Annotated in this window: 21 protein-coding genes; 6 read left to right on the top strand and 15 right to left on the bottom strand. The window is 68.5% G+C overall.

Going from position 1 to position 24,869, the window contains the following annotated elements; translation table 11 throughout:
• The first annotated feature begins 340 nt into the window (after positions 1 to 340).
• Positions 341 to 730: a hypothetical protein gene (locus HWX14_RS13950; protein ID WP_175883249.1), complete on the top strand. Its 390-nt coding sequence runs from the start codon at positions 341 to 343 to the stop codon at positions 728 to 730.
• 240 nt (positions 731 to 970) lie between these two features.
• Here the strand turns inward: HWX14_RS13950 and HWX14_RS13945 are convergent, their stop codons facing one another.
• Genes HWX14_RS13945 through HWX14_RS13915 form a run of 7 tightly spaced genes read right to left on the bottom strand, consistent with a single transcriptional unit; the run spans position 971 to position 8,215 of the window.
• Entirely contained in the window at positions 971 to 2,035 is a 1,065-nt protein-coding gene (locus tag HWX14_RS13945) for a 2-aminoethylphosphonate aminotransferase (RefSeq protein WP_175883248.1), read from the bottom strand.
• A complete protein-coding gene (aepY, locus tag HWX14_RS13940) occupies positions 2,035 to 3,234 on the bottom strand; it encodes a phosphonopyruvate decarboxylase (protein WP_175883247.1) in 1,200 nt (399 codons plus the stop codon). The genes HWX14_RS13945 and aepY overlap by 1 nt, the downstream gene beginning before the upstream one ends.
• Positions 3,231 to 4,916 (bottom strand): phosphoenolpyruvate mutase, encoded by a 1,686-nt coding sequence (aepX, locus tag HWX14_RS13935; RefSeq protein ID WP_175883246.1) that lies wholly within the window; start codon positions 4,914 to 4,916, stop codon positions 3,231 to 3,233. Before aepX ends, aepY begins: the two co-directional genes overlap by 4 nt.
• Complete coding sequence (locus tag HWX14_RS13930) at positions 4,913 to 5,680, bottom strand: phosphocholine cytidylyltransferase family protein (RefSeq protein ID WP_175883245.1); 768 nt, start codon at positions 5,678 to 5,680, stop codon at positions 4,913 to 4,915. Before HWX14_RS13930 ends, aepX begins: the two co-directional genes overlap by 4 nt.
• A gap of 35 nt (positions 5,681 to 5,715) precedes the next feature.
• Positions 5,716 to 6,717: an HpnL family protein gene (locus HWX14_RS13925; RefSeq protein ID WP_175883244.1), complete on the bottom strand. Its 1,002-nt coding sequence runs from the start codon at positions 6,715 to 6,717 to the stop codon at positions 5,716 to 5,718.
• Positions 6,714 to 7,523: a 2OG-Fe(II) oxygenase gene (locus HWX14_RS13920; RefSeq protein WP_175883243.1), complete on the bottom strand. Its 810-nt coding sequence runs from the start codon at positions 7,521 to 7,523 to the stop codon at positions 6,714 to 6,716. The genes HWX14_RS13925 and HWX14_RS13920 overlap by 4 nt, the downstream gene beginning before the upstream one ends.
• Positions 7,520 to 8,215: a CDP-alcohol phosphatidyltransferase family protein gene (locus tag HWX14_RS13915; RefSeq protein ID WP_175883242.1), complete on the bottom strand. Its 696-nt coding sequence runs from the start codon at positions 8,213 to 8,215 to the stop codon at positions 7,520 to 7,522. Before HWX14_RS13915 ends, HWX14_RS13920 begins: the two co-directional genes overlap by 4 nt.
• 651 nt (positions 8,216 to 8,866) lie before the next feature.
• Between HWX14_RS13915 and HWX14_RS13910 the strand changes: the two genes are divergently transcribed.
• The gene (locus tag HWX14_RS13910) at positions 8,867 to 10,381 is read left to right on the top strand and encodes an acetyl-CoA hydrolase/transferase family protein (RefSeq protein WP_175883241.1); all 1,515 of its coding nucleotides are present in this window, start codon (positions 8,867 to 8,869) and stop codon (positions 10,379 to 10,381) included.
• Positions 10,382 to 10,411: 30 nt separating this feature from the next.
• Here HWX14_RS13910 and HWX14_RS13905 read toward each other — a convergent pair whose 3' ends face one another.
• Positions 10,412 to 11,893, bottom strand: coding sequence for a DHA2 family efflux MFS transporter permease subunit (locus tag HWX14_RS13905; RefSeq protein ID WP_175883581.1), 1,482 nt, complete (start codon positions 11,891 to 11,893; stop codon positions 10,412 to 10,414).
• Positions 11,894 to 12,080: 187 nt separating this feature from the next.
• Between HWX14_RS13905 and HWX14_RS13900 the strand changes: the two genes are divergently transcribed.
• Entirely contained in the window at positions 12,081 to 12,521 is a 441-nt protein-coding gene (locus HWX14_RS13900; RefSeq protein ID WP_027782799.1) for a MarR family transcriptional regulator, read from the top strand.
• A 117-nt stretch (positions 12,522 to 12,638) separates the two neighbouring features.
• Here HWX14_RS13900 and HWX14_RS13895 read toward each other — a convergent pair whose 3' ends face one another.
• The gene (locus HWX14_RS13895) at positions 12,639 to 13,136 is read right to left on the bottom strand and encodes a DUF2938 domain-containing protein (RefSeq protein WP_175883240.1); all 498 of its coding nucleotides are present in this window, start codon (positions 13,134 to 13,136) and stop codon (positions 12,639 to 12,641) included.
• 139 nt (positions 13,137 to 13,275) lie between these two features.
• Between HWX14_RS13895 and HWX14_RS13890 the strand changes: the two genes are divergently transcribed.
• Positions 13,276 to 13,701: a helix-turn-helix domain-containing protein gene (locus HWX14_RS13890; protein WP_175883239.1), complete on the top strand. Its 426-nt coding sequence runs from the start codon at positions 13,276 to 13,278 to the stop codon at positions 13,699 to 13,701.
• 159 nt (positions 13,702 to 13,860) lie between these two features.
• On the opposite strand, the gene HWX14_RS13885 is transcribed toward HWX14_RS13890, so the two are convergent.
• Both HWX14_RS13885 and HWX14_RS13880 read right to left on the bottom strand, forming a co-directional pair.
• Positions 13,861 to 14,742 (bottom strand): helix-hairpin-helix domain-containing protein, encoded by an 882-nt coding sequence (locus HWX14_RS13885; protein WP_175883238.1) that lies wholly within the window; start codon positions 14,740 to 14,742, stop codon positions 13,861 to 13,863.
• A gap of 182 nt (positions 14,743 to 14,924) precedes the next feature.
• Complete coding sequence (locus HWX14_RS13880) at positions 14,925 to 16,460, bottom strand: sigma-70 family RNA polymerase sigma factor (protein ID WP_175883237.1); 1,536 nt, start codon at positions 16,458 to 16,460, stop codon at positions 14,925 to 14,927.
• Positions 16,461 to 16,757: 297 nt separating this feature from the next.
• Between HWX14_RS13880 and HWX14_RS13875 the strand changes: the two genes are divergently transcribed.
• Positions 16,758 to 17,189, top strand: coding sequence for a hypothetical protein (locus HWX14_RS13875; protein ID WP_175883236.1), 432 nt, complete (start codon positions 16,758 to 16,760; stop codon positions 17,187 to 17,189).
• 28 nt (positions 17,190 to 17,217) lie between these two features.
• Positions 17,218 to 18,171: an SH3 domain-containing protein gene (locus tag HWX14_RS13870; protein WP_175883235.1), complete on the top strand. Its 954-nt coding sequence runs from the start codon at positions 17,218 to 17,220 to the stop codon at positions 18,169 to 18,171.
• Positions 18,172 to 18,294: 123 nt separating this feature from the next.
• On the opposite strand, the gene ilvD is transcribed toward HWX14_RS13870, so the two are convergent.
• The 4 genes from ilvD to HWX14_RS13850 all read right to left on the bottom strand — a co-directional run bounded on the left by ilvD (position 18,295) and on the right by HWX14_RS13850 (position 24,824).
• A complete protein-coding gene (gene ilvD, locus HWX14_RS13865) occupies positions 18,295 to 20,154 on the bottom strand; it encodes a dihydroxy-acid dehydratase (RefSeq protein WP_175883234.1) in 1,860 nt (619 codons plus the stop codon).
• 353 nt (positions 20,155 to 20,507) lie between these two features.
• Positions 20,508 to 21,530, bottom strand: a complete 1,023-nt coding sequence (locus HWX14_RS13860) for an Ldh family oxidoreductase (protein ID WP_175883233.1) — start codon at positions 21,528 to 21,530, stop codon at positions 20,508 to 20,510.
• A complete protein-coding gene (locus tag HWX14_RS13855) occupies positions 21,523 to 23,115 on the bottom strand; it encodes an aldehyde dehydrogenase (NADP(+)) (RefSeq protein WP_175883232.1) in 1,593 nt (530 codons plus the stop codon). The genes HWX14_RS13860 and HWX14_RS13855 overlap by 8 nt, the downstream gene beginning before the upstream one ends.
• A gap of 83 nt (positions 23,116 to 23,198) precedes the next feature.
• Positions 23,199 to 24,824, bottom strand: coding sequence for an APC family permease (locus tag HWX14_RS13850; protein WP_175883231.1), 1,626 nt, complete (start codon positions 24,822 to 24,824; stop codon positions 23,199 to 23,201).
• Positions 24,825 to 24,869: the final 45 nt, after the last annotated feature.

Below are 24,869 nucleotides of genomic sequence, written 5' to 3'. Positions count from 1 at the left end.
CTCAAATAACAGCGCCGAATTTGCCGCTGCCAAGGTCATGCAGCCGGCTGCGAAATGGTGGCATCGGTCCTTCCGGCTGATCGAATGGGGCCGACATGGCATCGAATCAATATTTTAAATAATCCTATATATATTATCGACTTTTTGGATTTTAAAAAATTAGTAATGCCACAGGCGCACCCGTATGGATATCTAAGCGTAAAAATATGCGTATTTGCTTTTTATCCCTGTCAGGCTTTACAGGATGTATCCACGATATCCGACGCCTATATTGCTATGGCAGGTGCGCGACCGACGCGCTCGACTGCATTCTTCAAATTCATAAAGAATGGAGATTGCCATGGCAAATGTACCTCTCACCGGCACCTATACCTCGGCGGACAAGAATTTCACATTCAAAATCACGTCCGCCGATCCATCCAATGGTGTCATCGCCGGCGTCTATACCACCAACTACAGCCCGATCGGCGCGTTCACTTCCGAAGGCAACGTCGGACACTATGGCTGGGTGTTCAGCAAGTCCCAAGGCAAGGACGGCGTCGCGCCATTCAACATTAGCTTCGGCGGCAGCCAGCGACCCGATCAACGTCCCTACAACATTGTCGATAGCTGGAACGGCGCCTATTTGACCAACAACACAATCGTTGCCGAAGGCACGCGTTCCTTCGTCAATAGCGATGGCGTGATCGAAGTCGGCAGCCTGGGCACGTTGAAATTTGCACTCGGCTAAGCTGATTTGTCATGGCGTTGGCGGCGGCAAATCATCGCTGCCGCATCGATGGACAGGTGACGCAGGCCAACGGTACGGCCAAACGAGATGCGGCGGCCACATGCATCGCCGATGCGGCGCGACTTGCCGAAGTACCGATCATGAATTTTTCCGGACTTCACTATCGTCTTTCCGGAACTGTGCAAAGAACAATAAAAAAGGCCCTTGCGGGCCTTTCGTAGACGAAGTTACGGACAACGCTTACCGCGTCAACGCCGTAAACCCTTCCAGCAACCGATCGACATCGGCCGCCTGAATCGCGCCCATTGTCGAGATTCGGAACAGTTCCTTCGACAGCCCGCCTTGCCCCGCATAAATCACGAAGCCGCGCGCCTTCAGTCCGTCGTGCAGCGCTTCGTACGTGACACCCTGCGGCAACCTATATGCGCGCAGCACGACCGACGACGCGCCTTCCGGCAACACGAGCGGCATCCCGCGCGCCGCGAGCCCGGCTTGAGCCTGATCCGCAAGCGCCTTGTAATGCGCATGCCGCGCACGCCAGCCGCCAGCCTCGTCAAACTCACGCAGCGCCTCGACAAGCGCGTAATACGCGTGCACCGAAGGCGTAAACGGCGTATTCCGCTGATCCTGGAGCTTCGCAAGCCGCCCGAGATCGAGGTAATACGTCCGGCTCGCGGCCTTCACGAGCGCACTGCGGCGCACGATCACGAACGCTGCGCCCGGCACGCCGTGCAGGCACTTGTTCGCGGTCGCGGCAACGGCGTCGATCACGCCGCCGGCGAAGTCGATCGCCTCAGCGCCGAAGCTGCTGACGCCGTCGACAAGCATCTTCACACCACGCGCACGGCACACGTCGGCAATCGCGCCGAGATCGTTCAGCCGTCCCGTGGTCGTTTCATGATGAATCACCGCGACGTGCGAATAACCGCCCGCGTCAAGACGCGCAGCGATCTGCGCGAGATCAGGCGCCTGCATCCACTCATGCTTGAGCACGTCGTGCGCGATGCCGTACTGCGTGGCGATCTGCGTGATCCGCTCGCCGTACACGCCGTTCTCGATCACGAGCAGCTTGCCGTCCTGCGGCACGAGCGCCGCGATCATGCTCTCGACGGCGGCCGTGCCCGAACCCGTCATCAGCACGGCGGCCCATTCGGCCGGATCGAGTTCGTACGCGGCGACGAGGCGCGCACGCGCTTCATCCTGCAGGTCGAAGAATTCGCCTTCGCGATGGCACAGATCGGGTTGCAGCAGGCTGCGGCGTACGCGTTCGGTGAGCGTGACCGGGCCGGGGTTCAGCAGCAGCATCAATGGGCTCCTTCAACGTGGGCTTCGGTCTGCGCGGCGCCGATGTGCCGCATCAGACGGGTCTTGACCTCGACCGGCGTGACGGTCGGGCGGGGCAGGCCGTCGGGCACGCCCGTGCGGATCGCCACGCGTACGAATTGCGCACCGGAGGAGGGCCGGACCTCTTCGCCCGTTGCAGCCAGCGTCGCATCGAGCACGTCGAGCGTATCGCCTTCGACCGCCGATGCATAACCGCACGCGGCCGCGACACCCGCGAACGACACATGCTGCGACACCGTCGCCTGGCCGCCCGTCGATTCGTGCGCGCCGTTGTCGAGCAGCACGTGCGTGAGGTTGGCCGGGCCGTAGGTGCCGAGCGTCGCGAACACGCCCATCCGCATCAGCGCGGCGCCGTCGCCGTCGACGGCCACCACGCGCAGGTCGGGGCGCGCGAGCGCGAGGCCGAGCGCGAGCGGCGTCACGCAGCCCATCGAGCCGACCATGTACAGCTGGTTCGGGCGATCGTCGATCGCATAGAGTTCGCGGCCGCAGAAACCGGTGGACGCGAGCACGACGGTCGAATCGACCGGCGTGTGCGCGATCACGCGTTGCAGCGCGTCGTGGCGGGTCGGCCATGCGTCGGCCGACGCGGCGCGCGACGACGATTGCGCGGCGACGTGCGCGCGCGGCTTCGCGGCCGGGTTCGCCTTCAGCTCATACGGCGCGACGCTGCCTTTCTGCATCACGAGCGCGTACGGGCGGCCCGTTTCGTCCATGTGCGCGATCGCGCGGTCGAGTGCCGGGCCGACCTGTTCGGGGTCGGTCGGGAACGTCTCCCACGGGATCTCCATCGTGTCGAGCATCGCGGGCGTGATCGGGCCCATCAGCGCGTGCTGCGGCTCGTCGGCCACGCCCGGCTGGCCGCGCCACGTGACGATCAGCAACTGCGGCAGGCGGAACGTCCAGGTCAGCGACGTGAGCGGGCTCACCGCGTTGCCGAGCCCCGAGTTCTGCATCATCGCGATCCCGCGCTTGCCGCCGAGCGTCGCGCCCGCGATCAGCGCGACCGCGTCGCCTTCGTTCGCGGCCGACACGTAGTGCAGCGTCGGGTCCTGCAGCACGTAATTGATGAACGGCGTCAGGTACGAGCAGGGCACGCCCGCGTACCAGTCGAAGCCGCGTTCGCGCGCGGCCTCGACGAACTGGGCCGCTTCGATCATTGCGCGCCCCCGTTGCCGGCGCCCGGTTCGGACAGCGGCGTCTGGCCGTGCGCGAAGTCGCCCGCGCGGCGGAAGTCTTCCAGGTCGTTGACGCCGCGCCAGTGGCCGTGCACGTACTGCACCTCGATCTTCTCGCCGGCGGCGATCAGCTCGTTCAGCAGCGACGGGATGTCGAGCGTGTCGAAATCAGGACGCGCCTGCAGCGTCGCGAGCATCGCCTTCAGGCGATCGACGCCCGCGCCGCGCACGTTCAGCAGACCGATCCAGCGGCCATGCGGCGTGCCCGTGGCGACGTCGCTCGACACGCGTTGCAAATAGGTCTTCTGGCCGAACAGGCCGCGATCGTCGGCCGCCGAGCAGAGGGCGAAGTCGCGCACGCTCTGGTTGGTCTCGGTGAGCGACGAATCGACCACCACGCTGAACTCGGCCTCGCTCTCCGCTAGGTCGCGCACGATGTAGCTGCGGAACAGCAGGTCGCCGTACGAGATCACGGTGTCGCCGGTCAGGCGTTCGGCCGCGCAGGCGAGCGACGCGAGCTCGCCCGTTTCCGCGTGGCGCTCGTTGACGACGAGCTTGATGCCCGACGTATCGATCGCATCGGCGCGATAGCCGCCAACCACGGTGATGTCGTTCACGCCGTGCGTCTTGAAGCCGTCGACGAGCCAGCGCAGCAGCGGCTTGCCGGCGACCGGCAGCATGACCTTCGGCTTGTCTTCGGTCACGGCTTCGAGGCCCTTGCCGCGGCTCGCGGCGAGCACGATCGCGGCATTCGACGCGCGCGACGACGACGACAGGTAGATACGCTCGGCGGCCGAGTACTCGTCGGCGTCCTGCAGGCGGAAGATCTCGTTGACCGATGCCACGCGGTCCTCGACGTTGATCAGCGTTTCGCTTTCGTGGATCTCGCGCGCGGTCGCCTGCATCGCGGAGGCCGACGCGCGGATCAGATGATTCGCCCAGATCACGGTGCTGATGCCGGCCTGGCGGAACACGTCGGTCGGCGTGCTGTAGTACTTGGTCGGTACGATCACGAGCGGCGCCTTGCCGCTCCATTCGCGCGCGAACTGCAGGATCTCGTCCGGGCGCGACAGCTTGCTGTGGATCAGGATCGCGTCGGCGCCGGCTTCCGCGTACGCGTTCGCGCGGCGCAGCGCCTCGTCCATCCCCCAGCCCGCGATCAGCGCCTCGACGCGCGCGACGATCGAGAAGTCGGGATCGGTCTGCGAATCCTTGCCGGCCTTGATCTTGCCGCAGAACTCGTCGATTTCCGCGAGCGGCTGGCGCTCGCCGCCGATGAAGCTGTTGGTCTTCGGGAACTGCTTGTCCTCGATGCACACGCCCGCGATGCCGCGCTGTTCGAGCTTCTTCACGAGGCGGCGCACGTTGTTGAAGTTGCCGTAGCCGGTATCGCCGTCGAGCAGGATCGGCAGGTCGCTCGCGTCGGCCATGAATTCGAGCACGTCGACGACTTGCGTCCAGCTCGCTTCGTTGTTGTCGCGCACGCCGAACTGCGCGGAGATCGCGAGGCCCGACGCCCAGATGCCCTTGAAGCCGGCTTCGCGGACGATCCGCGCGGACAGGCCGTTGTGCGCTTCCATCAGGAATTCGAGATCGCTGCTGACGAGCATGCGGCGCAGGCGCGCGCTGCGCGATTCGGTGAAGTTGGGTTCGCGTGCGTTCATCGTGCGGCTCCGGCGGTGGTGCGTTGAATCAGGGGAAGGATGTCTTGCGTCGCGCGTGCGACGTCGTTCGGGAAATCGATTTCGATCCACGGCGAGCCGGTGACGTCGGCGACGTCGAACGAATGGCCGCCTTCGAGCAGCAGGTCGCGCACGGCTTCCTCGTGCGGCATGTTCGCGCGGCCGCTGTCGACGTAGCCCGCGACGATGGTCGCGAGGCGGCGCGCGGTGCCTTCGGTGAAGCGGAAGAAGCCGACCGATTCGCCGATCGTGTCGTAGTCGAGGTCGACCGCGAGCTGCTTGCGCAGCTCGACCGGCACGCCGTTCTTCAGGCACAGCTTGACGGGTTCGTCGCCGGCCTCGAAGTCGCGGTCGATCAGCAGGCGGTCGACCGTCTTGTCGGCATCGGCCACCAGCGCGTGCAGGATGTTCTCGTCGTACAGCACGTCCGCGTCCATCAGCAGCACGTCGCCGCCGCGCGTCATCGCCTCGGCGACGGTATGCACGGTCAGCACGCTGCCGAGGTCGTAGCGGTCGTTGATCACGATCTCGGCGGTGCGGCCGAGGCGCTTCAGCTCCTGCTCGACCTTCTCGTGCTGGAAGCCGAGCCCGAGCACGATTTCATCGACGCCCGCGGCATCGAGCACGCGCAGATGGCGCTCGAGCAGCGACACGTCGTCGAAGCGCAGCAGGCACTTCGGGAACTGCGCTTCGGGCGGTTGTTGCAGGCGCAAGCCGAGGCCTGCCGCAAGAATGATGGCTCGCATGGGTTCTCCAACCAAAAAGCCGGCGATCTGAACGATCAGTCGGCGAGCGGCTGCGGCGCACGGCGCCGCTGCCAGTTTCTTTCACTGAAATGCAGATAGAGCAGGCCGGGCAGGCCGAGCGCGAGTTCGCGCGCGCGCTTCGCGAGCGACAGCGCGAGCGCCGCGTCGGGCGGCAAGCCGACCAGCGGCGCGAGCAGCAGGTAGCCGCCTTCCTGCGCACCGAGCGAGCCCGGGATCGCGAACGCGGCACCGCGGATCGCCTGGCCGACGCTTTCGAGCAGCAGCGCGTCGAGCCAGCTCACCGGATGCCCGAGGAAGTGCAGCGCGAGCCACACTTCCGCGGTGCCGACGATCCAGCCGGCGAGACTCAACGCGAAAGTCTTCGCGACTTTCGCGCGATCGCGGTACAGCGCGCCGACCGCATCGTCGATCGCGTCGGCGCGCGTGGCCAGCGACGACCAGTCGCGCGGGCCGAGCAGCTTCGATGCCATGCGCAGGCCGCGGCCGAACAGCCCGCGCCGCTGCGCCGCGTAGAACGCGACGGCGAGGGCGCCGAGCACGCCGGTGGCGATCAGTGCGGGCGTGCGCAGATACGCGACCGATTCGTGCGTCGCATACAGGCTGAACGCGGCGATGCCGATCAGCGCGAACGCCATCTGCGCGAGCGCCTGCATCGTCGTGCCGACCGTGACGGCGGCGGCCGCGTCGGCCATCCGCGTGCCGCGCTGCGCGAGGTGGCGCACCATCAGCACGGGGCCGCCGATCTGCCCGGCGGGCAGCAGGCTGTTCACCGATTCGCCGACCCAGCGCGCGCGCAGCGCGTTGCCGAGTTCGGCGCCCGGCTGCCCGCGGCGGAACATCACGGAGATCGCGACCGCGTCGATCGCGAGCGGCACGACGTGGAACACCGCGACGAGCGCGAGGCCCCAGCCGGCCGCGAGGAAGGTGGACGCCACCGCGCCGACGCCCTGCCACGCGAGCAGTGCGATGAAGAGTGCGGTCCCGAGGGACAGCAGGATGAGGCCCGCGCGTGTCATGACCCGCTCGTGCGTCGCGTCGCCAACTGCTTGAACACCTGGCGGAAACCGAAATACGCGATCGCGTCCTTCATGTTCGAGATGAAGCGCTTCCACGGCCGCATGCCGGGGTTCGTCACGTATTCGAACGTGAGCGACACGCGCATCTCGTTCTGGCCGAGCGGCGTGATGCGGTGGCGCAGCTTGTCGCCGTCGAACAGCACGATGCCGCCGTCGGCGATCTGCACGGAGCCCGGTTCGTCGGCGACGTCCGGGTTGCGCGTGTGCAGCTCGTAGTCGAGCCGGCACGACGATTCGTCGATCACGCCGATCAGCAGCGTGTAGCGGCGGCCGTCGTAGTACGACGTGTCGTAGTGCCAGCCGATGTGGTCGCCGGGCTTCGTGTAGTAATACAGCGCGTACGCGTGCGGATCGTCGTCCGGCGACAGCATCAGCTTGTCGCCGGTGATTTTCTCGAGGAAACCGATCAGCGCCTTCGAGCGATACAGCTCGGCGATGTACGGCGCCTGCGCGTCGATCGTATGGCGGCTCACGCTGCCGCCCTGCTTGTGGCCGGGCAGGTAATTGCGGTTCAGGCCGGCCTGCATCGCGCGGGCGGCGTGCGCCAGCTTCGCGTGCGCGTCGGCCGGCAGGAAGGCGTCGAGGTAGAGGAACGAGCCCTGGCGCGTGTAGTCGCCGCGCAGGCGGTCGAGGTCGAGCTGGCCGACGCGGTCGGCCACGGTGCGATCGGGGTCGGCCGCGGCTGCGCGCACGGGCGCGGGGCGTGCCGGGCTCAGCACGGAGTCGTCGCGCGTGCTAGGAGTCATTTGGAAGCCTGGATTTCGGTTGGGTTCTGCGCGGCCGGGTTCTGCGGGAGGTTGCCGCGCCGCACGATGCGCCACCAGTCGATCACGACCCAGGCGGCGAACAGCGGGGCGCCGATCGACGCCGCGAGCAGGAACGGCTCGACGCCGTCGACGAGCGTGACGATCGGCAGCAGGTACAGCACGTCTTCGGTCTCGAAGCCGCCGGCGAACGCCTGCTTGGTGCCGGCCTTGCCGGCGATCGATTCGATCCGCATGCGCAGGAAGAAGATCAGCGCGACGGCCGCGCCGGCCACCGCGCCGAGCAGCACCGGCGACGCGGCCATCTGGCCGCCCTGGGCGACGATGCCGACGCCCATGCTGACGAACAGCGCGATCGTGACGAGCGCATCCGCCGCGAGGTCGTAAAAATGACCGATCTTGCTGGACTTGCCGCTGATGCGCGCGAGCTCGCCGTCGGTGTGGTCGACGAAGTTCGACAGCACGATCAGGAACGCGCCTGCATTGCTCCAGCCGAAGCCGCCGTGCGCGAGGCACCAGGCGCCGGCGAGGCCGATCAGCAGACGAAGGGTGGTGAGGTGATTCGGGGTGACCGGCGTATCGACGAGCGGTCGGACAAGCGAGCGCGCGAGCCGCGCATCCCAGGTGCGTGGCAGGGGCGGCTCGGGGCGTGTGGCGGTTTTTCTTTGGTCCATCGGCGAAATATATACGGAATTGTAATTTGTTGCTTTTTATTCGATCAATGTCCTGACATACGGGAGTGTTACCGCGTCTTGCCGGCATCGGCCGGTCCAAAAACACACGTGCGGGCGGGGCGGCCAACCGGGCCGCCGGACCCGTCTTCCAGTGTGGTTCGCGTCGCACGGCTGTCAAGGCCGGACGGGCCTCGCAGGCCGATATGGCCGGGTTTTTCGCGCGGTCGGACGGCGTCGCGCGGCACATGCGATCTTGATCTGCGTCAGGTCCGGAAAAGCCGCATCCGGCGACAATCTGCCGCGCCGGGCGGGTATCGGCGATTACCGAGCCAACGGTCGTCAATGCCGATGCGAGTCGGGCGATTGATGCGCGACGGTCGGCGATCGCGAACCGGCGATTCGCCCGATGCTTTCGTGCACCTTTCGCGTGCGTCAGCCACGGGCGATCGCCTGTCACAGAACGGTCGTTCGATACCCGGCAAATCCGGTAAGGATCTTTTGCATCCAGCGGACATTTCGCGGCGATCGCCTCTGCGATACTCCGACCGTGCCTGTGGTGCCGGGCCGCCCCTCGCGGCCCCAAGGGCTTCGCGTCGCTCAGGAGCGCCCCCGGCGACGTCAACGACAGACCCAAGCGTCAGATAACCAGCCATGTCTTCTTCACGCATCCTCGCTCCCGCCCTGCGTTCGCTCGTCCGCACCGCCGACGAAGCCGCCGCGCTGATCCGCCCCGGCATGACCGTCGCCATGAGCGGCTTCACCGGGTCGGGCTATCCGAAGGCCGTGCCGGCCGCGCTGGCCGCCCACATCGACGCGGCCCACGCGCGCGGCGAGGACTTCCGGATCAACGTGCTGACGGGCGCGTCGACCGCACCGGAACTCGACGGCGCGCTCGCCCGCACCAACGGCATCTCGATGCGGCTGCCGTACCAGTCCGACCCGACGTTGCGCGACAAGATCAACGGCGGCGAAGTCGATTACCAGGACGTCCACCTGAGCCACGTCGCGCAATACGCGTGGTTCGGGCTGTACGGCGATCTCGACGTCGCGATCGTCGAAGTCGCGGGCATCCGCGAGGACGGGCTGCTGATTCCGTCCGCGTCGATCGGCAACAACAAGACCTGGCTCGAACGCGCGAAGCACGTGATCCTCGAAGTGAATGCGCGCCAGCCGCTCGGCCTCGACGGAATGCACGACGTCTATTACGGCACTGCGCTGCCGCCGCATCGCAAGCCGATTCCGCTGACGAAGAGCGACGACCGGATCGGCGAGCCGTACCTGCGCTGCCCGGCCGACAAGATCGTCGCGATCGTCGAGACCGACGCGCCCGATCGCAGCAATGCGTTCTCCGCGCCGGATGCCACGTCCAAGCAGATCGCGCTGCAACTGATCGATTTCCTGCGCCACGAAGTGAAGCGCGGCCGTCTGCCCGAAAACCTGCTGCCGCTGCAGTCGGGCGTCGGCAACATCACGAACGCGGTGCTCGCGGAACTCAGCTCGGCCGGCTTCTCGAACCTGACCGCCTACACCGAGGTGATCCAGGACGGCATGCTCGACCTGCTCGACGACGGCACGCTGAGCTTCGCGTCGGCCACCGCGCTGTCGCTGAGCCCGGCCGCCGTGCAGCGTTTCGCCGACGAGATCGCGACGTTCCGCGAGAAGATCGTGCTGCGTCCGCAGGAGATCAGCAACCATCCGGAACTCGTGCGCCGGCTCGGCTGCATCGCGATGAACGGGATGATCGAGGCCGACATCTACGGTAACGTGAACTCGACGCACGTGATGGGCACGAAGATCCAGAACGGCATCGGCGGCTCGGGCGACTTCGCACGCAACGGCTACCTGTCGTGCTTCATGTCGGCGAGTACCGCGAAGGGCGGCGCGATCTCGCGGATCGTGCCGATGGCGAGCCACGTCGACCATACCGAGCACGACGTCGCGGTCGTCGTCACCGAGCAGGGGCTGGCCGACCTGCGCGGCCTGTCGCCGAAGCAGCGCGCGCGCAAGATCATCGCGACCTGCGCGCACCCGGATTACCGGCCGATGCTCGAGGATTACTTCGAGCGCGCGTCGCGCGAAAGCTTCGGCAAGCACACGCCGCATCTGCTCGCCGAGGCGCTGTCGTGGCACGAGCGCTACGTGCGCACCGGGACGATGAAGGCCTGACGGAGCCTCGGGCGGGCGCATGCGTGCCCGTCAGTCCATCGCCGCATGCGCGACGTCGGCGCTCGCCGTTTTCTGCGGCGGGCGGATCAGCAGCAACAGCGGGACCATCAGCAGCGTCGCGACGAACATCAGCTTGAAGTCGTTCAGGTACGCGATCATCGCGGCCTGCTGGTTGATCGTGCGGTCGAGCAGCGCGAAGTCGAGCGGGCCGCCGGCCATCGCCTGCACGGCCGGGTTGAACGGCGTGATGTGGGTCGCGAGGTCGGCATGCGCGACCTGGGTATTGCGCGTCATCAGCGTCTGCACGATCGAGATGCCGATACTGCTGCCGATGTTGCGCATCAGGCTGTAGGTGGCCGTGCCGTCCGCGCGCAGCTCGGGCGGCAGCGTCGAGAACGACAGCGCGCTCAGCGGCACGAACACGAGCCCGAGGCCGAAGCCCTGGATCACGCCGGGCCACACGATGTCCGCCTCGGACAGCACGATCGTGTACCGCATCATCTGCCACAGCGCGAGCGCGGAAATCGCCAGCCCGGCGAACAGCAGCGCCCGCGCGTCCACGTATTTCAATAATCGCCCGACGAACAGCATCGCGATCATCGTGCCGGCGCCGCTCGGCGCGGTGACGAGGCCCGTCGTCGCGACCGGATAGCCCATCAGGTTCTGCAGCATCGGCGGCAGCAGCGCGCGGGTCGCGTACAGCACCGCGCCGACCACGAAGATGAACAGCGTGCCGGTCGCGAAATTCGGGTCGCGCAGCAGTTCCGACTTGAAGAACGACGCCTTGCCGACGGTCGCCGTATGCGCGAGGAAGAACGCGAAGCTCAGGGCCGCGACGAGCGCCTCGATGCGGATCTCGTACGAACCGAACCAGTCGAGCTGTTCGCCGCGGTCGAGCATCGCCTGGAACGCGCCGATCGCGAGCGCGAGCGTCGCGAAGCCGAAGGCGTCGAATTTCACGTGCGGGCGCGGCGCGCTCGCCGGCAGGAAGGTCATCACGCCGGCGAGCGCGAACGCGCCGATCGGCACGTTGATGAAGAACACCCAGCGCCAGTTGTAGCTGTCGGTGAGCCAGCCGCCGAGCGTCGGGCCGAGGATCGGGCCGACCATCACGCCCATCCCCCAGATCGCCATCGCCTGGCCCTGTTTCTCGCGCGGGTTGATGTCGAGCAGGATCGACTGCGACAGCGGCACCAGCGCGGCGCCGAATACGCCCTGCAGCAACCGTGCGCCGACGATCTGCACGAGTGTCTCCGACAGCCCGCACAGCGCCGACGCAACCGTGAAGCCCGCGATCGACACGATCAGCAACCGTTTCACGCTGAGCCGGTCGGACAGCCAGCCGGTGAGCGGCGTCGCGATCGCCGCGGCGACGATGTAGGAGGTCAGCACCCACGTGATTTCGTCCTGCGACGCGGACAGCGTCCCCTGCATGTGCGGCAGCGCGACGTTCGCGATCGTGCTGTCGAGGGTCTGGATCAGCGTGGCGAGCATGATCGACAGGGTCAGCATCGGCCGGTTCAGGGCGGGCGAGGCGGGGGTGTCGGCGTCGGCAGCGGGGTTCAAGCGGTGTCTCCATGGGGTGGTCGCCGTGGGCGGCGATCCGGTATGGCGCAAATTATAAGCATGCTTATTATATAGCCACTTATTGCCGGTCGCGAGCCGCAGGCCGGTTCCGGCTTGACCCTATAATCGCCGCATGGACAAGACCTACGAGAACCGGATCGGTTACCTGATCGCCGACGTGGCCCGCCTGAACGGTCGCCTGTTCGACCGGCGCGCGAAGCGCATCGGGCTGACGCGGGCGCAAAGCCGCGTGCTCGCGTACCTGACGTGGAAGGGCGAGATGAACCAGGCGCGGCTCGCCGAATGGCTCGAGATCACGCCGATCTCGCTTACGCGGCTGCTCGACCGGATGGAAAGCTATGGCTGGATCGAACGCGTCGCGAACGACGACGACCGCCGCGCGTTCGTGATCCGGCTGACCGACAAGTCGCGCGAGATCTTTCCGCAGATGCTGGAAGTGGGCGATACCGTCGCCGACGATGGGCTGCGCGGCTTCACACCCGACGAGCGCGATACGCTGGTGCGGCTGCTCGGGCGCGTGCGCCGCAATCTGATCGACTGCGGCGGCGAGTGACGCGGGCGCCCGGTCGGGCGCGCAGGGCAATCGGGACGCGTCGTGCAATCTCGGCCGCGCGTACGAAGACGGCGACGGCGCGCCGCAGCGGGCTGCCGACCGTACGGCGCGCGCGGGTCAACCGGCCAGCGCCGCGAGCGTGTACGCCGCAAGATAGAGCCCCACGCCGTACGACAGATGCGTGACGAGGCTGCGCCGGCGCGCGATACCCGGCTGCGGCGTGCGCGACGCCGCGACGCCGAAGCCGAACGCCGGCTGCATCACGAAGAACGGCGCGGCCACGCTCGCGAGCCCGGCGACGAGTGCGGGAAGCGGCGTCGGCGCGTCGATCCACGCCGGGCCGGCGATCAGCGCGGGCAGTGCCGCGAACGCGATGCCGATCGCGTAATGCGCGACCCAGCCGAGCGCGCGTTCGCCGGGCATGGGTGCGGCGGCGACGATCGACGCATGCCGGAACCGGCCGTGCGTCATGTGGCCGAGCCAGCGGCCGACCAGCGCGTAGTCGAGCGACGGAACGCCGAACGCACGCCGCCGGAACAGCGTCCACAGGTCCATCACGAGCGTGGCGCCCGCGCCGATCAGCAGCAGTTTCAGCAGGACATCGGATGGGCTCATCGCGCGCCTCCGCAGCGGGCGGTGATGGCGATGCGGCTCAGTGGAATACGACGCGGTTTCAACGGTTTCATGACGGTCGGGCTTGTCTTCGTGGAGTCGGGCGACTATCTTGCTACCTCAAGTTCACTTGAGGTCAAGCATGAGCCGACTGGACATTGCGGACGTCGCGCGGCGCACGGGATTGCCCGCATCGACGCTGCGCTATTACGAGGAAAAGGGGCTGATCGTTCCGATCGGCCGGCACGGGCTGCGGCGGCAATACGACGAGGCGGTGCTGGAGCGCCTGGCGTTGATCGCGCTTGGCCGCGAGGCCGGTTTCTCGCTCGACGATATCCTCGCGATGGTCGGCGCGCAGGGCCGGCCCGCGATCGATCGCGCGAAGCTCGACGGCAAGGCCGACGAGCTCGACCGCACGATCCGCCGTCTCGGCGCGGTGCGCGATGCGCTGCGGCATGCGGCCGTGTGCCCGGCCGCGAACCATCTCGAATGCCCGTCGTTCCAGAAGCTGCTGCGCATTGCCGCACATCGACATCCGGCGCGCCGCGCGAAGGCGGAAGGTGCGTAGGCGGCGAGCCTGCGCGAAGTGGGCGGCACGGTAGCGGTTCGGTAGCGATTCGGCAGGAGGGCGGCTACGTGGCGATGTAACGGGTTCGACGTGGCCAATCGCGAAAAGGCGATGCCGTCCGTGCCACGTTAAATGTCGGCGAAACCGCCGGCACCTGACTCACCCCGCGTAATACACGCGGCATTCCATCTCGCGCCCGCGCACGATCCGCTTGCCGACGAGCGCGCCGTACGTTTCGGTGAACACGGTGCGCTGGTGCTCGCACTGCACGGCGTCGTAGAAGTAGAGCGAGACCCAGTCGGTCGGGCGGCCGGCTTCCGGCGTGCGCATCGCGGCATGCTGGCTCAGCACCGTGAAATGCCAGCCGCCCTTGGTCATGTGCATCACCGGCGGCGGCACGTATCCGTCCGCGTTCGGGCGGCGGGGCGCGAGCGTCGGCAGCACGCCCGCGGCCGCCTTGTTGCGGTACTGGCGATCGATGTAAAGCAGCAGTTCGACGGGCGGTTCCGTGCCGCGGCCGGCATGTTGCATATGGCCTTGCCAGCGCCGGCGGCGGCTCAGCACGTCGTCGAGCGCCGCGCGGATGCCCACCGCGCGGCGCGGGCCGACGCCCGCGATCGTCTCGAGCTGGCCGTTGCGGGCCGCGCGTTCGAGCTCCTCCAGCGTGTCGATGTGCAGCGCATCATGGATGCGCAGCGCGAGCGCGTGGCCGATGCCGGGCACCGCTTCGAATGCCGACGCGCGTTCCGCGTCGCCGCGCAAGCGGTCGAGCTGACGCCAGCGCCCCGTCACCAGCAGCTCGGCGATCGCCTGCGCGACGCCCGCGCCGATGTCGGGCAGCGCGCCGAGCGCCTCGACGCCGCCGGTGTCGAACACGGTACGGATGTCGCGGTCGAGCGCGTCGACCGTATCGGCCGCCGCGCGGTACGCGGCCACCCGGTACGGGTTCGCGCCCTGGTCGACGAGCCACTGCGCGGCCTCGCGCAGGCAGGCCGCGACAGGCCGGTTTTCCTCGTACGTCTGGCTGACGGTCGACTGCATGGCAAGGGACCCGGAAAGCACAAACGGAATGGACGCGGCGAGCGATGCGCCGGTCGGCTGTCAACCATTGTCGCGACGCGCGATGAAGAAAACTTGATGCGCGTCAATGACAAACGTAACACAGGCGCGCGGCGCAGGGTCGTGCCGGAACGCGGCATGACCCTGCGCCGCGCGCGATGCGCTTACGCGTCGAGAAACGACTGCGCGTTCTCGGCTTCGGCGGCCGTACGCAGCGCGGCGAGCGCCCGTTTCTCGATCTGCCGCACCCGCTCCCGCGACATCCCCGCATCCTGCGCGATCGCGTCGTAGGTGTCGGGCTCGGCGCCGCCGAGGCCGAACCGCCGGCGCAGCACGTCGGCCTCGGTCGGCGTGACCGAGCGCAGCAGCGCCCGCACGCATTCGCGCATGCGCGTGTCGGCCAGTTGCTCGAACGGGCTCGCCGATGCCTGATCCTCGATCAGTTCGACGAGGCCGGTGTCCGCGTCGGGCAGCGGCGTGTCGAGCGAGACTGGCTCGGCCGGCAGCGCGAGCACCGCGCGCAGCTTGCCTTCGTCGAGGCCGGTTTCAGCCGCGAGCTCGGCCGGCGTGGCCCGCCGGCCGGTGCGTTGGCGAAAGCGCAGCGCATGCCGCTGCACGCGCTGGTACTGGTCGCCGACGTGCACCGGCACGCGGATCGTGCGCGAACGGTCCGCGACCGCGCGCGCGATCGCCTGGCGAATCCACCACGTCGCATAGGTCGAGAACTTGAACCCGCGCCGGTATTCGAATTTCTCGATCGCGCGCATCAGGCCGAGGCAACCGTCCTGCACGAGGTCGGACAGGTCGACGCCGCGGTTCAGGTACTTGCGCGCGATCGACAGCACGAGCCGCAGGTTCGCCTCGAGCATCGCACGGGTCGCGTCGCGCACCTTCTGCTGGCCGTCGCTCAGCGCGGCTGCGAGTGCGCGCCGCGCGACCGCGTCGAAGCACGCGGCGTCGGCCGCCGACGGACCCTCGGGAGCGGTGGCGAGTGCGCGCACGGTACGGCTCGCGTCGTCGACGGCCGGCGCGACCCAGGGCAGCGAACCGAGCAGGGCGGCCACGTGGTTGCGCGCGTCGCGGTATTCGGCCGAACGGCTGCCATGCGTGTGCAATGCGCCGCGCAGCGCCGACACCGCTGCCTGCAGCGCGTCGTAACGGGCGGGCGCGGGCGTTTCGGCGTCGCCTTCATCGGACGATCCGGTTGCGCCGGCCGTGCCCGTCGCGCGATGGCGTTCGAGCAGCGCGTCGACCGCGGGCGGATAGCCGGCAATCGCGTGCAGAACCTGATGGCGGCCCGTCTCGATCTCGCGGGCGAGCACGATTTCGCCTTCGCGCGTGAGCAGCGGCACGGCGTGCATGCGCCGCATGTAGAGCGCGAGCGGATCGGTCGACGCGCTGGTGCCGCGCGCGAGCTCGCCGAGCATGGCCCGGCCTTCGTCGAGCGCGTCGCGATCGACATCGACCGGCGCCGCGCCGGCGAACGGCGCGGGCACGGGCGGCTCGTCGAGCACCGCGATGCCGATGTCGGCCAGCGCGGCGCGCACGACGTCGAGCGCGTCGGGGCTGTCGCTTTCGGGCGGCAGCGCGTCGACGAGGTCGGCGTGCGTCAGATAACCCTGCTCGCCGGCGAGCGCCAGCAGCTGGATGATCGGATCGAGCGGTGTGTCCGCCCGGGGAGTGGGGCGTGGCGTAGTCATGTCGATGGCGGCGCGAGCCGCGTTCCTGTCAGGGCGGGCCGAAGCTCGCCGGTTTGCGGTTGCCGGTGGGTCGCGGACGCCCGTCCGCGCCGGTCAGCCCGACATCGTTCAAGTTGAGGGCATTTGCGCCAACTTCAACGCCGGCGCCGCGGACGGGCCAGCACGCGGCGTGCCCGCGCGGCCGCCCAGGGCAGGAAACAAAAAGTAACCGATCATACGCGCGGAAATCTGCAGGGGACGTAAGCTAGAGTCAGGCGCGCGCCCGGCGGCGACGCGCGGATTCTGCCGGAGTACGAGATGAACCCGATTTCCGCCGCGAGGCCCGCCGTCGTCGCGCTGGCCGCTCTGGCCGCTCTGGCGCTTGGCGGCTGCTACTACACGAGCCCGTACGGTTATGCACCTTATTACGCGCCGGTGCCCGCCACGGTGACGCAGCGCGATATCCCCGTCGCACCGGCTGCGCCCGGTCCGGCCCCATCGACCGTGCCGCAGGCGCAGGTCGACGCCGGCACGGCGGTGCCGGTGTATGTCGCCCCGGCCTACGTGCCGCCGCCGTATCCGTATTACTACCCGGCGTACTACTCCGGCTGGTACGGGCCGCCCGTGACGATCGGCTTCTGGGGCCGCTGGGGCGGCGGATACTGGGGTGGGCGCGGCGGCTACTGGCATCGTCCGTGGGGCGGCGGGCATTGGGGGGGCGGCCACTGGGGCGGCGGCCATCGGCACTGACCGGCGCGCGGCGGCGCGGGAGAGCACCATGAGGAACACGATTGTCCGAAGTCTGTGCGTCGTTCTGGCCGGCCTCGCGGCCGCGCCGGGCGCTGCCGATGCGCAGAGCAGCGCTTACACGAACTCGCCGGCCGAACTGTATGCGGGGCCGGCGCCCGATTACCCGGTGGTCGCGCAGATTCCGCCCGGCACCGCGCTGGACGTATTCGGCTGCCTGAGCGACTACGCGTGGTGCGACGTCGCGCTGCCGGGCGTGCGCGGCTGGATCGATGCGCAGTTGCTCGACTATCCGTACCAGGGCAGCTACGTGCCGTTGCTCGAATACGGCGCGATCATCGGCGTGCCGGTGACCGGATTCGCGATCGGCGCTTACTGGGATCGCTATTACCGGCACCGCCCGTGGTATCCCGACCGCGATCGCTGGGCGCGTCGTCCGGAGCCGAGGCTCGGCCCCGGCGGCGTGCCGCCGGGGCAAGGGCGTCCGCAACCGGGCGCGCCGATGCAGGTCGCGCCGGGCGGCCCGCCGCCCGTGCACGACACGCGGCCGTCCGCGACGCGCGGCGGCTGGAACGGCGCGAACCGCGTGCCGCCGCCGGCTGCGGCGGCACCGACGCCGATGCCGGGCGGAGTGGGCAATGCACGACCGGCCAGCCCACCGCCGGCCGCGCCGACACCGATGCCCGGTGGGGCGGGTAATGTGCGTCAGGCCAGTCCCGCGCCGACGCCGATGCCGGGTGGGGCGGGTAATGTGCGTCCGCCCAGTCCTGCGCCGACACCGATGCCGGGTGGAGCGGGCAATGCGCGTCCGGCCGGCCCACCGCCGGCCGTGCTGCGCCCGCAGCCCGCGCCGGGCGGCGAGGTCCGTACGATGCCGCCGGTGCGCCAGGGCGGCGGGGGCGGCGGTTATGCGCGGCCGCAGGGCGGCGGAAACGGCGGCGGTAACCACGGCGGCGGAGGCGGCCCCGACGAACTCCGGCACTGATCGCGCCGGTGCCGCGGGTTCCCCGGGGCGCACCGGACGAAAAAAAGCCGCTCCCGAGAGCGGCTTTGGGATCAGGCAAGCGGGGCGAGGTAAGGTGCTACCGGTCGCCCGCGGCCCGTTGCATCAGTCGTCGAGCAGCGACACGTCGCGCACCGCACCCTTGTCCGCCGACATGACCAGCTTCGCGTATGCCTTCAGCGCCGCGGACACCTTGCGCGGACGCGGCTGCGCGGGTTTCCAGCCCTTCGCGTTCTGCTCCTCGCGGCGACGCGCCAGTTCGTCGTCCGACACCAGCACGTCGATCGTGCGGTTCGGGATGTCGATGCGGATCCGGTCGCCGTCGCGCACGAGGCCGATCGCGCCGCCCGCTGCCGCTTCCGGCGAGCAGTGACCGATCGACAGGCCCGACGTACCGCCCGAGAAACGGCCGTCCGTCAGCAGCGCGCACGCCTTGCCGAGCCCCTTCGACTTGATGTAGCTGGTCGGGTAGAGCATTTCCTGCATGCCCGGGCCGCCCTTCGGGCCTTCGTAGCGCACGATCACCACGTCGCCGGCCTTGACCTTGTCGTTCAGGATGTTCTCGACCGCTTCGTCCTGCGATTCGGTCACGTGCGCCGAGCCGTCGAACACGAGGATGCTCTCGTCGACGCCGGCCGTCTTCACCACGCAGCCGTCGAGCGCGATGTTGCCCGTCAGCACCGCGAGGCCGCCTTCCTTCGAGAACGCATGCTCGTACGAGCGGATGCAGCCTTCGGCGCGATCGACGTCGAGGCTCGGCCAGCGCGTGTTCTGGCTGAACGCGACCTGCGTCGGGATGCCGGCCGGGCCGGCCAGGTAGAACGTGCGGACCGCTTCGTCCTGCGTGCGCACGATGTCCCACTGGTCGAGCGCATCCTTCAGCGTCGGCGCGTGCACGGTCGGCACGTCGGTGTGCAGCTTGCCGGCGCGATCCAGTTCGCCGAGGATCGCCATGATGCCGCCTGCGCGGTGCACGTCCTCGATGTGGTACTTGTTCGTGTTCGGCGCGACCTTGCACAGCTGCGGCACGATGCGCGACAGGCGGTCGATGTCCTTCATCGTGAAGTCGATGCCGGCTTCCCGCGCGATCGCCAGCAGGTGGAGGATCGTGTTGGTCGAGCCGCCCATCGCGATGTCGAGCGTCATCGCGTTCTCGAACGCCTTGAAGCCGACCGAGCGCGGCAGCACGCGTTCGTCGTCCTGCTCGTAGTGCTGGCGCGTCAGTTCGACGATGCGGCGGCCGGCGCGCTTGAACAGCTGTTCGCGATCGGCGTGCGTCGCGACCACCGTGCCGTTGCCGGGCAGCGACAGGCCGAGCGCTTCGGTCAGGCAGTTCATCGAGTTCGCGGTGAACATGCCCGAGCACGACCCGCAGGTCGGACACGCGGAGCGTTCGACTTCGGCGACGTCGGCGTCCGAATACGACTGGTCGGCGGCGATCACCATCGCGTCGACGAGGTCGAGCTTCTTCAGTTCGATGGCCTTGGTGACCGGGTTCGCGAGGCGCGTCTTGCCGGCTTCCATCGGGCCGCCCGACACGAAGATCACCGGAATGTTCAGGCGCATCGCGGCCATCAGCATCCCCGGCGTGATCTTGTCGCAGTTCGAGATGCACACCATCGCGTCCGCGCAGTGCGCGTTCACCATGTATTCGACCGAGTCGGCGATGATGTCGCGGCTCGGCAGCGAATAGAGCATGCCGTCATGGCCCATCGCGATGCCGTCGTCGACCGCGATCGTGTTGAATTCCTTCGCGACGCCGCCCGCGGCTTCGATTTCGCGCGCGACGAGCTGGCCGAGATCCTTCAGGTGCACGTGCCCGGGCACGAACTGCGTGAACGAGTTGACGACCGCGATGATCGGCTTCGAGAAATCGTCGTCTTTCATGCCGGTGGCGCGCCACAGCGAGCGTGCACCTGCCATGTTGCGGCCGGCGGTGGAGGTTTTGGAACGGTAAGTGGGCATGGTGATGGCTGAAGAAATATCGCGGGAAAAGGGTGGAGGCACGGGAATAAAGGCCTCTCTCGCGCCCGTGCGAACAACCTCTTGAGCTGCGCCCTGGGCAAACTTTGCGATTATCCCACAGCCGCCGGGCGGGCGGCGCCGGCGGGCAAGGCAGACCGGCGCGGGTGGGGCGCGGCGGGCAGCGCGTAGGCGCACGAAGCGCACGAAGCGCACGAAGCGAACGAAGCGCGGCGCGAAGACGGAATGGCGGGAACGCGCGAAGTCGAAAGCCGACCATCGCCAGCGGAGCCCGGCAGCGGCTTCATCGCCCGTCTTGCCGACGATGAAGCCGCGCGGTGCCGCTCGATCGCGCGTCAATCGAGCAGCGTCAGGATCTCGTCGTACAGCGCCTTTGGAACCCGCACCCCATTCGCGATGCTGCGCGCGCGGGCGTCGAAGCGCCGCTGCGACGGCAGCCGCGCCCCTTGCGCGACGATCGATTCGAACATCCGCTCGCCGCGCGCGAGCCCGGCGTCGAGATCGTCGCCGAGAAACACCTTCGGATCGAACGCGATCACGAGTTCGCCGTGGCACGGCGTCGCGCCGACGCCTTCGTCGAAGTCCATCGATTCCCGGCTCGTCATGTCGCCGATCAGCGCGCCGCCGAGCAGCTCGACCATCGCCGCGAGCGCCGACCCCTTGTGACCGCCGAACGTGCGCATCGCGCCCTGCAGCGCGGCCTTCGGATCGGTGGTCGGCTGGCCGTCCGCGTCGATCGCCCAGTGCGGCGGAATCGCCTTGCCCTGTTTCGCATGCAGCTCGATGTCGCCGCGCGCGATCGCGCTGGTCGCGAAATCGAACACGAACGGCTCGCCTGCCGGGCGCGGCCATGCGAACGCGATCGGGTTGGTGCCGAACACCGGCTCGCGGCCGCCTTCCGGCGCGACCCAGCTATGGCTCGGGTTCATCGCGATGCCGACCAGCCCTTCGGCGGCGATCGCCTCGACCTCGGGCCACAGCGCGGAGAAGTGGTAGCAGTGGTTGATCATCATCGCGGCGATGCCGTGCTGCTTCGCCATCTCGACCAGCACGGGCAACCCGGTCTCGAAGCTCAGCAGCGAGAAGCCGCGATGCGCGTCGACCGCGACGATCGACGACGACAGCCGGCGCAGCGTCGGCACGGCCTGCGGATCGACCTTGCCCTTCTTCAGCGAGCGCACGCAGACGAGCAGCCGGTACACGCCGTGCGAATGGCACTCGTCGCGCTGGCCCTGCGTGATCACGTTCGCGATGGCCCGCGCATGCGCGTCGGACATCCCGTGGTGCGTCAGCACGCGCAGCGCGAGCGCGTGGACTTCATCGAGCGACAGCACGACTTCGGCGGTGTGCTCAGACATGGCTCACCTCGCGCGGGGCGGGCACGCCGTCGATGCGTTGCGGCACGTGCAGCGGATTGCTGCTGCGAAGCGCGTGCGGCAGCAGCGCGTCCGGAACGTCCTGGTACGACACGGGGCGCAGGAAGCGCTCGATCGCGCGTGCGCCGACCGACGTCGTGCGCGTGTCCGACGTCGCGGGGAACGGGCCGCCGTGCACCATCGCGTGGCCGACCTCGACGCCCGTGCCGAAGCCGTTGACGAGAATGCGGCCGGCCTTGCGTTCGAGCGTCGGGCGCAGCGTGGCGAACAGCGCCGCGTCGCCGTCGGCGAGGTGCGCGGCGATCGTCAACTGGCCTTCGAGCGACTTCAGTACGCGATGCAGCGTGCCGGCGTCCGGGCAGCGGACGATCAGCGAAGCGGGGCCGAACACTTCGTCGCGCAACTCGGGGTGGGCGATGAATGCGTCCGCAGAGGTTGCGAACAGCGCCGCGCGCGCCTGATGGCGGCCGCCTTCCGCGCCTTCGGCCAGCAGTTCGACGGCCGAGTGATCGCGCAGCGCCGCGACGCCTTGCGCATAGCTCGCGTGGATGGGCGGCGTCAGCATCGTCTGAGCGGCTACAGCACGCACCGCGTCGGCCGCCGCGGCTTCGAATGCGCGCAACGCGGGGCCGTCGACCGCGAGCACGAGGCCCGGGTTCGTGCAGAACTGGCCGGCGCCGAGCGTGAGCGACGCGACGAATTGCGATGCGATCGCGTCGTGACGCGCGTCGAGCGCGGCCGGAAACAGCAGCACCGGGTTGATCGAGCTCATTTCCGCGTAGACCGGAATCGGCTCGGGGCGCGCCGCCGCGATGTTCATCAGCGCCACGCCGCCGCGGCGCGAGCCGGTGAAGCCGACGGCCTTGATGCGCGGATCGGCGACGAGCGCCTGGCCGACTTCGCGCGACGCGTCGAACAGCAGCGAGAACACGCCGGCCGGCATCCCGCATTCGCGCGCGGCCTGCTGGATCGCGCGGCCCACGAGTTCCGACGTGCCCGGATGCGCGGAATGCGCCTTGACGATCACCGGGCAGCCGGCCGCCAGCGCCGACGCCGTGTCGCCGCCGGCCACCGAGAACGCGAGCGGGAAGTTCGACGCGCCGAACACGGCCACGGGCCCGAGCGCGACGTTGCGCAGCCGCAGGTCGACACGCGGCAGCGGCTTGCGCTCGGGGCGCGCCGGATCGATCCGCGCGTCGAGAAAACCGCCGTCCCGCACCAGCGAGGCGAATAGCGCGAGCTGGCCGACCGTGCGGCCGCGTTCGCCTTCGATGCGCGCACGCGGCAGCCCCGTTTCGACGACGCAGCGCTCGATCAGGTCGTTGCCGAGCGCCATGATGTGGCGGCCGATCGCGTCGAGGAACGCGGCGCGTGCTTCGAGCGACGTTTCGCGATACGTGTCGAACGCGTCGTCGGCGAGCGCGCACGCCGTTTCCAGGTCGTGCAGGCTCGCGCCGCCGAACGCCGGTTCGAGCGGTTCGCCGGTGGCGGCGGCGAGCGCGTGGAGGGTGCCGTTCTGTCCGGCGATGGCCGACTGGCCGATCAGGAGCTGACCTGTGAGTTGCATGGTTTTCCTCGGAAAAAGCAGGGCCGGGCGTGATGCGCCCGGCCGATGGAAGGAGAAAAGGGCTGGAAAAGGGCGCGGGCGCGTCAGTCCTCGTCGTCGTCGAGTTGCAGCTTGTCGGCGCGCACGCCGGTGTTTGCGCCCCAGTAGTAGATGACGAGCGCGACGGCCGCGACGACGACCGTGTCGTACGGATGCGCGAGCCGGCCCGTGCCGCCGAAGCCGCCGAGATACGACAGCACGATCATCGCCGCATAGAACGCGATCAGCCACGCGGACGAACGCACCTGCTCGGCGAGGCTCAGGTGCGCGGTCGGCACCCAGCGGCGGCACGCGAGATAGATGACGAACATCACGATCTGCAGCCCGAGCAGCCAGGACACCGTGCTCCAGCCCGACCAGTAGACGATCAGCGCGGCGATCACGAACGAGGCCGGACCGGTGACGCCGAACGCGCTGGCGCGGAACGGCCGCGGCAGGTCGGGCGCGGTGCGGCGCAGCGCGGCGACCGATACGGGCGCGACCGCATAGCTCAACACCAGCGCGGCCGACACGATGTTGATCAGCGCTTCCCACGACGGGAACGGCAGCGTCCAGAAGATCGCGAGGCCGAACGTGAGCCACAGGCCCGCGCGCGGGATGCCCGACGCTTCGTCGACGCGCGTGAACACCTTGAAGAACGTGCCCGTCTTCGCCCAGCCGTAGACGACGCGCGGCGTCGCGTTCATGTAGATGTTGCCGCAGCCGCTCGGCGAGATCATCGCGTCGGCGACGACCATCACCGCGAGCCAGCCGACGCCGAGCGCAAGCGCGATGTCGCGGTACGGCAGCGAGAACGCCTTGCTGACGTCGTGCCAGCCGGCGGCGAGCATGTCGGTGGGAATGCTGCCGATGAACGCGAGCTGCAGCAGCACGTAGATCAGCGTCGACAGCAGGATCGACAGGATCAGCGCGATCGGGATCGTGCGCTGCGGATTGCGCACTTCGCTCGCGACCGACACGATCGGCGTGAGCCCGAGATACGCGAAGATGATGCCGCCGGCCGACACGGCCATCTCGATGCCCGGCATGCCGAACGGCGCGAAGCCGTGCACGGTCAGGTTCGCGGGCTTGAAGAACGTGAACAGCACGCCGATCACCGCGAGCGGCACGATGAACTTGAAGATGCTGATGATGTTGTTCGCCTTCGCGAACGTCTTCACGCTCGAATAGTTCAGGTAAAAGAAGAAGCAGAGCAGCGCGGCCTGCACGAGCCAGCCGAGCGTGGTCGGGTCGCTCGATCCTTCGACCGTCAGGCCCGGAAACCACGCGGCCGCGTACTGGCGCGCGGCGACGACTTCGATCGCGATCAGGCTCGAGAACGCGATCAGCGTGATGAAGCCCATCAGGTAGCCGAGCAGCGGGCCGTGCGAGAACACCGGGTAGCGCACCACGCCGCCGGCGCGCGGCAGCGCGGCGCCGAGTTCGCAGTAGACGATGCCGAGCAGCAGCACCGCGAAGCCGCCGAGCAGCCACGAGAAGATGCCGGCCGGGCCCGCGATCGTCGATACGTGACTCGCGGCGAACAGCCACCCCGAACCGAAAATGGCGCCGAGACCGATGAACGTGAGATCGGTCAGCGATAGCTGTTTCTTGAACTTGCCGTGACCCGCGCCGGGGTGCGCGGAACGGGAAAGCGGGGCAGACGGGTGAGCATTGCCTTGGCCTGGCATGGGCGTGTCTCCTGGGGAATGTCGGTGCAGGCGCGCGTGGCGCGC

The organism is Burkholderia sp. BCC0044 (genome assembly GCF_902832955.1).
Classification (GTDB): domain Bacteria; phylum Pseudomonadota; class Gammaproteobacteria; order Burkholderiales; family Burkholderiaceae; genus Burkholderia.
This window is presented reverse-complemented; position numbering and strand designations above follow the sequence as displayed.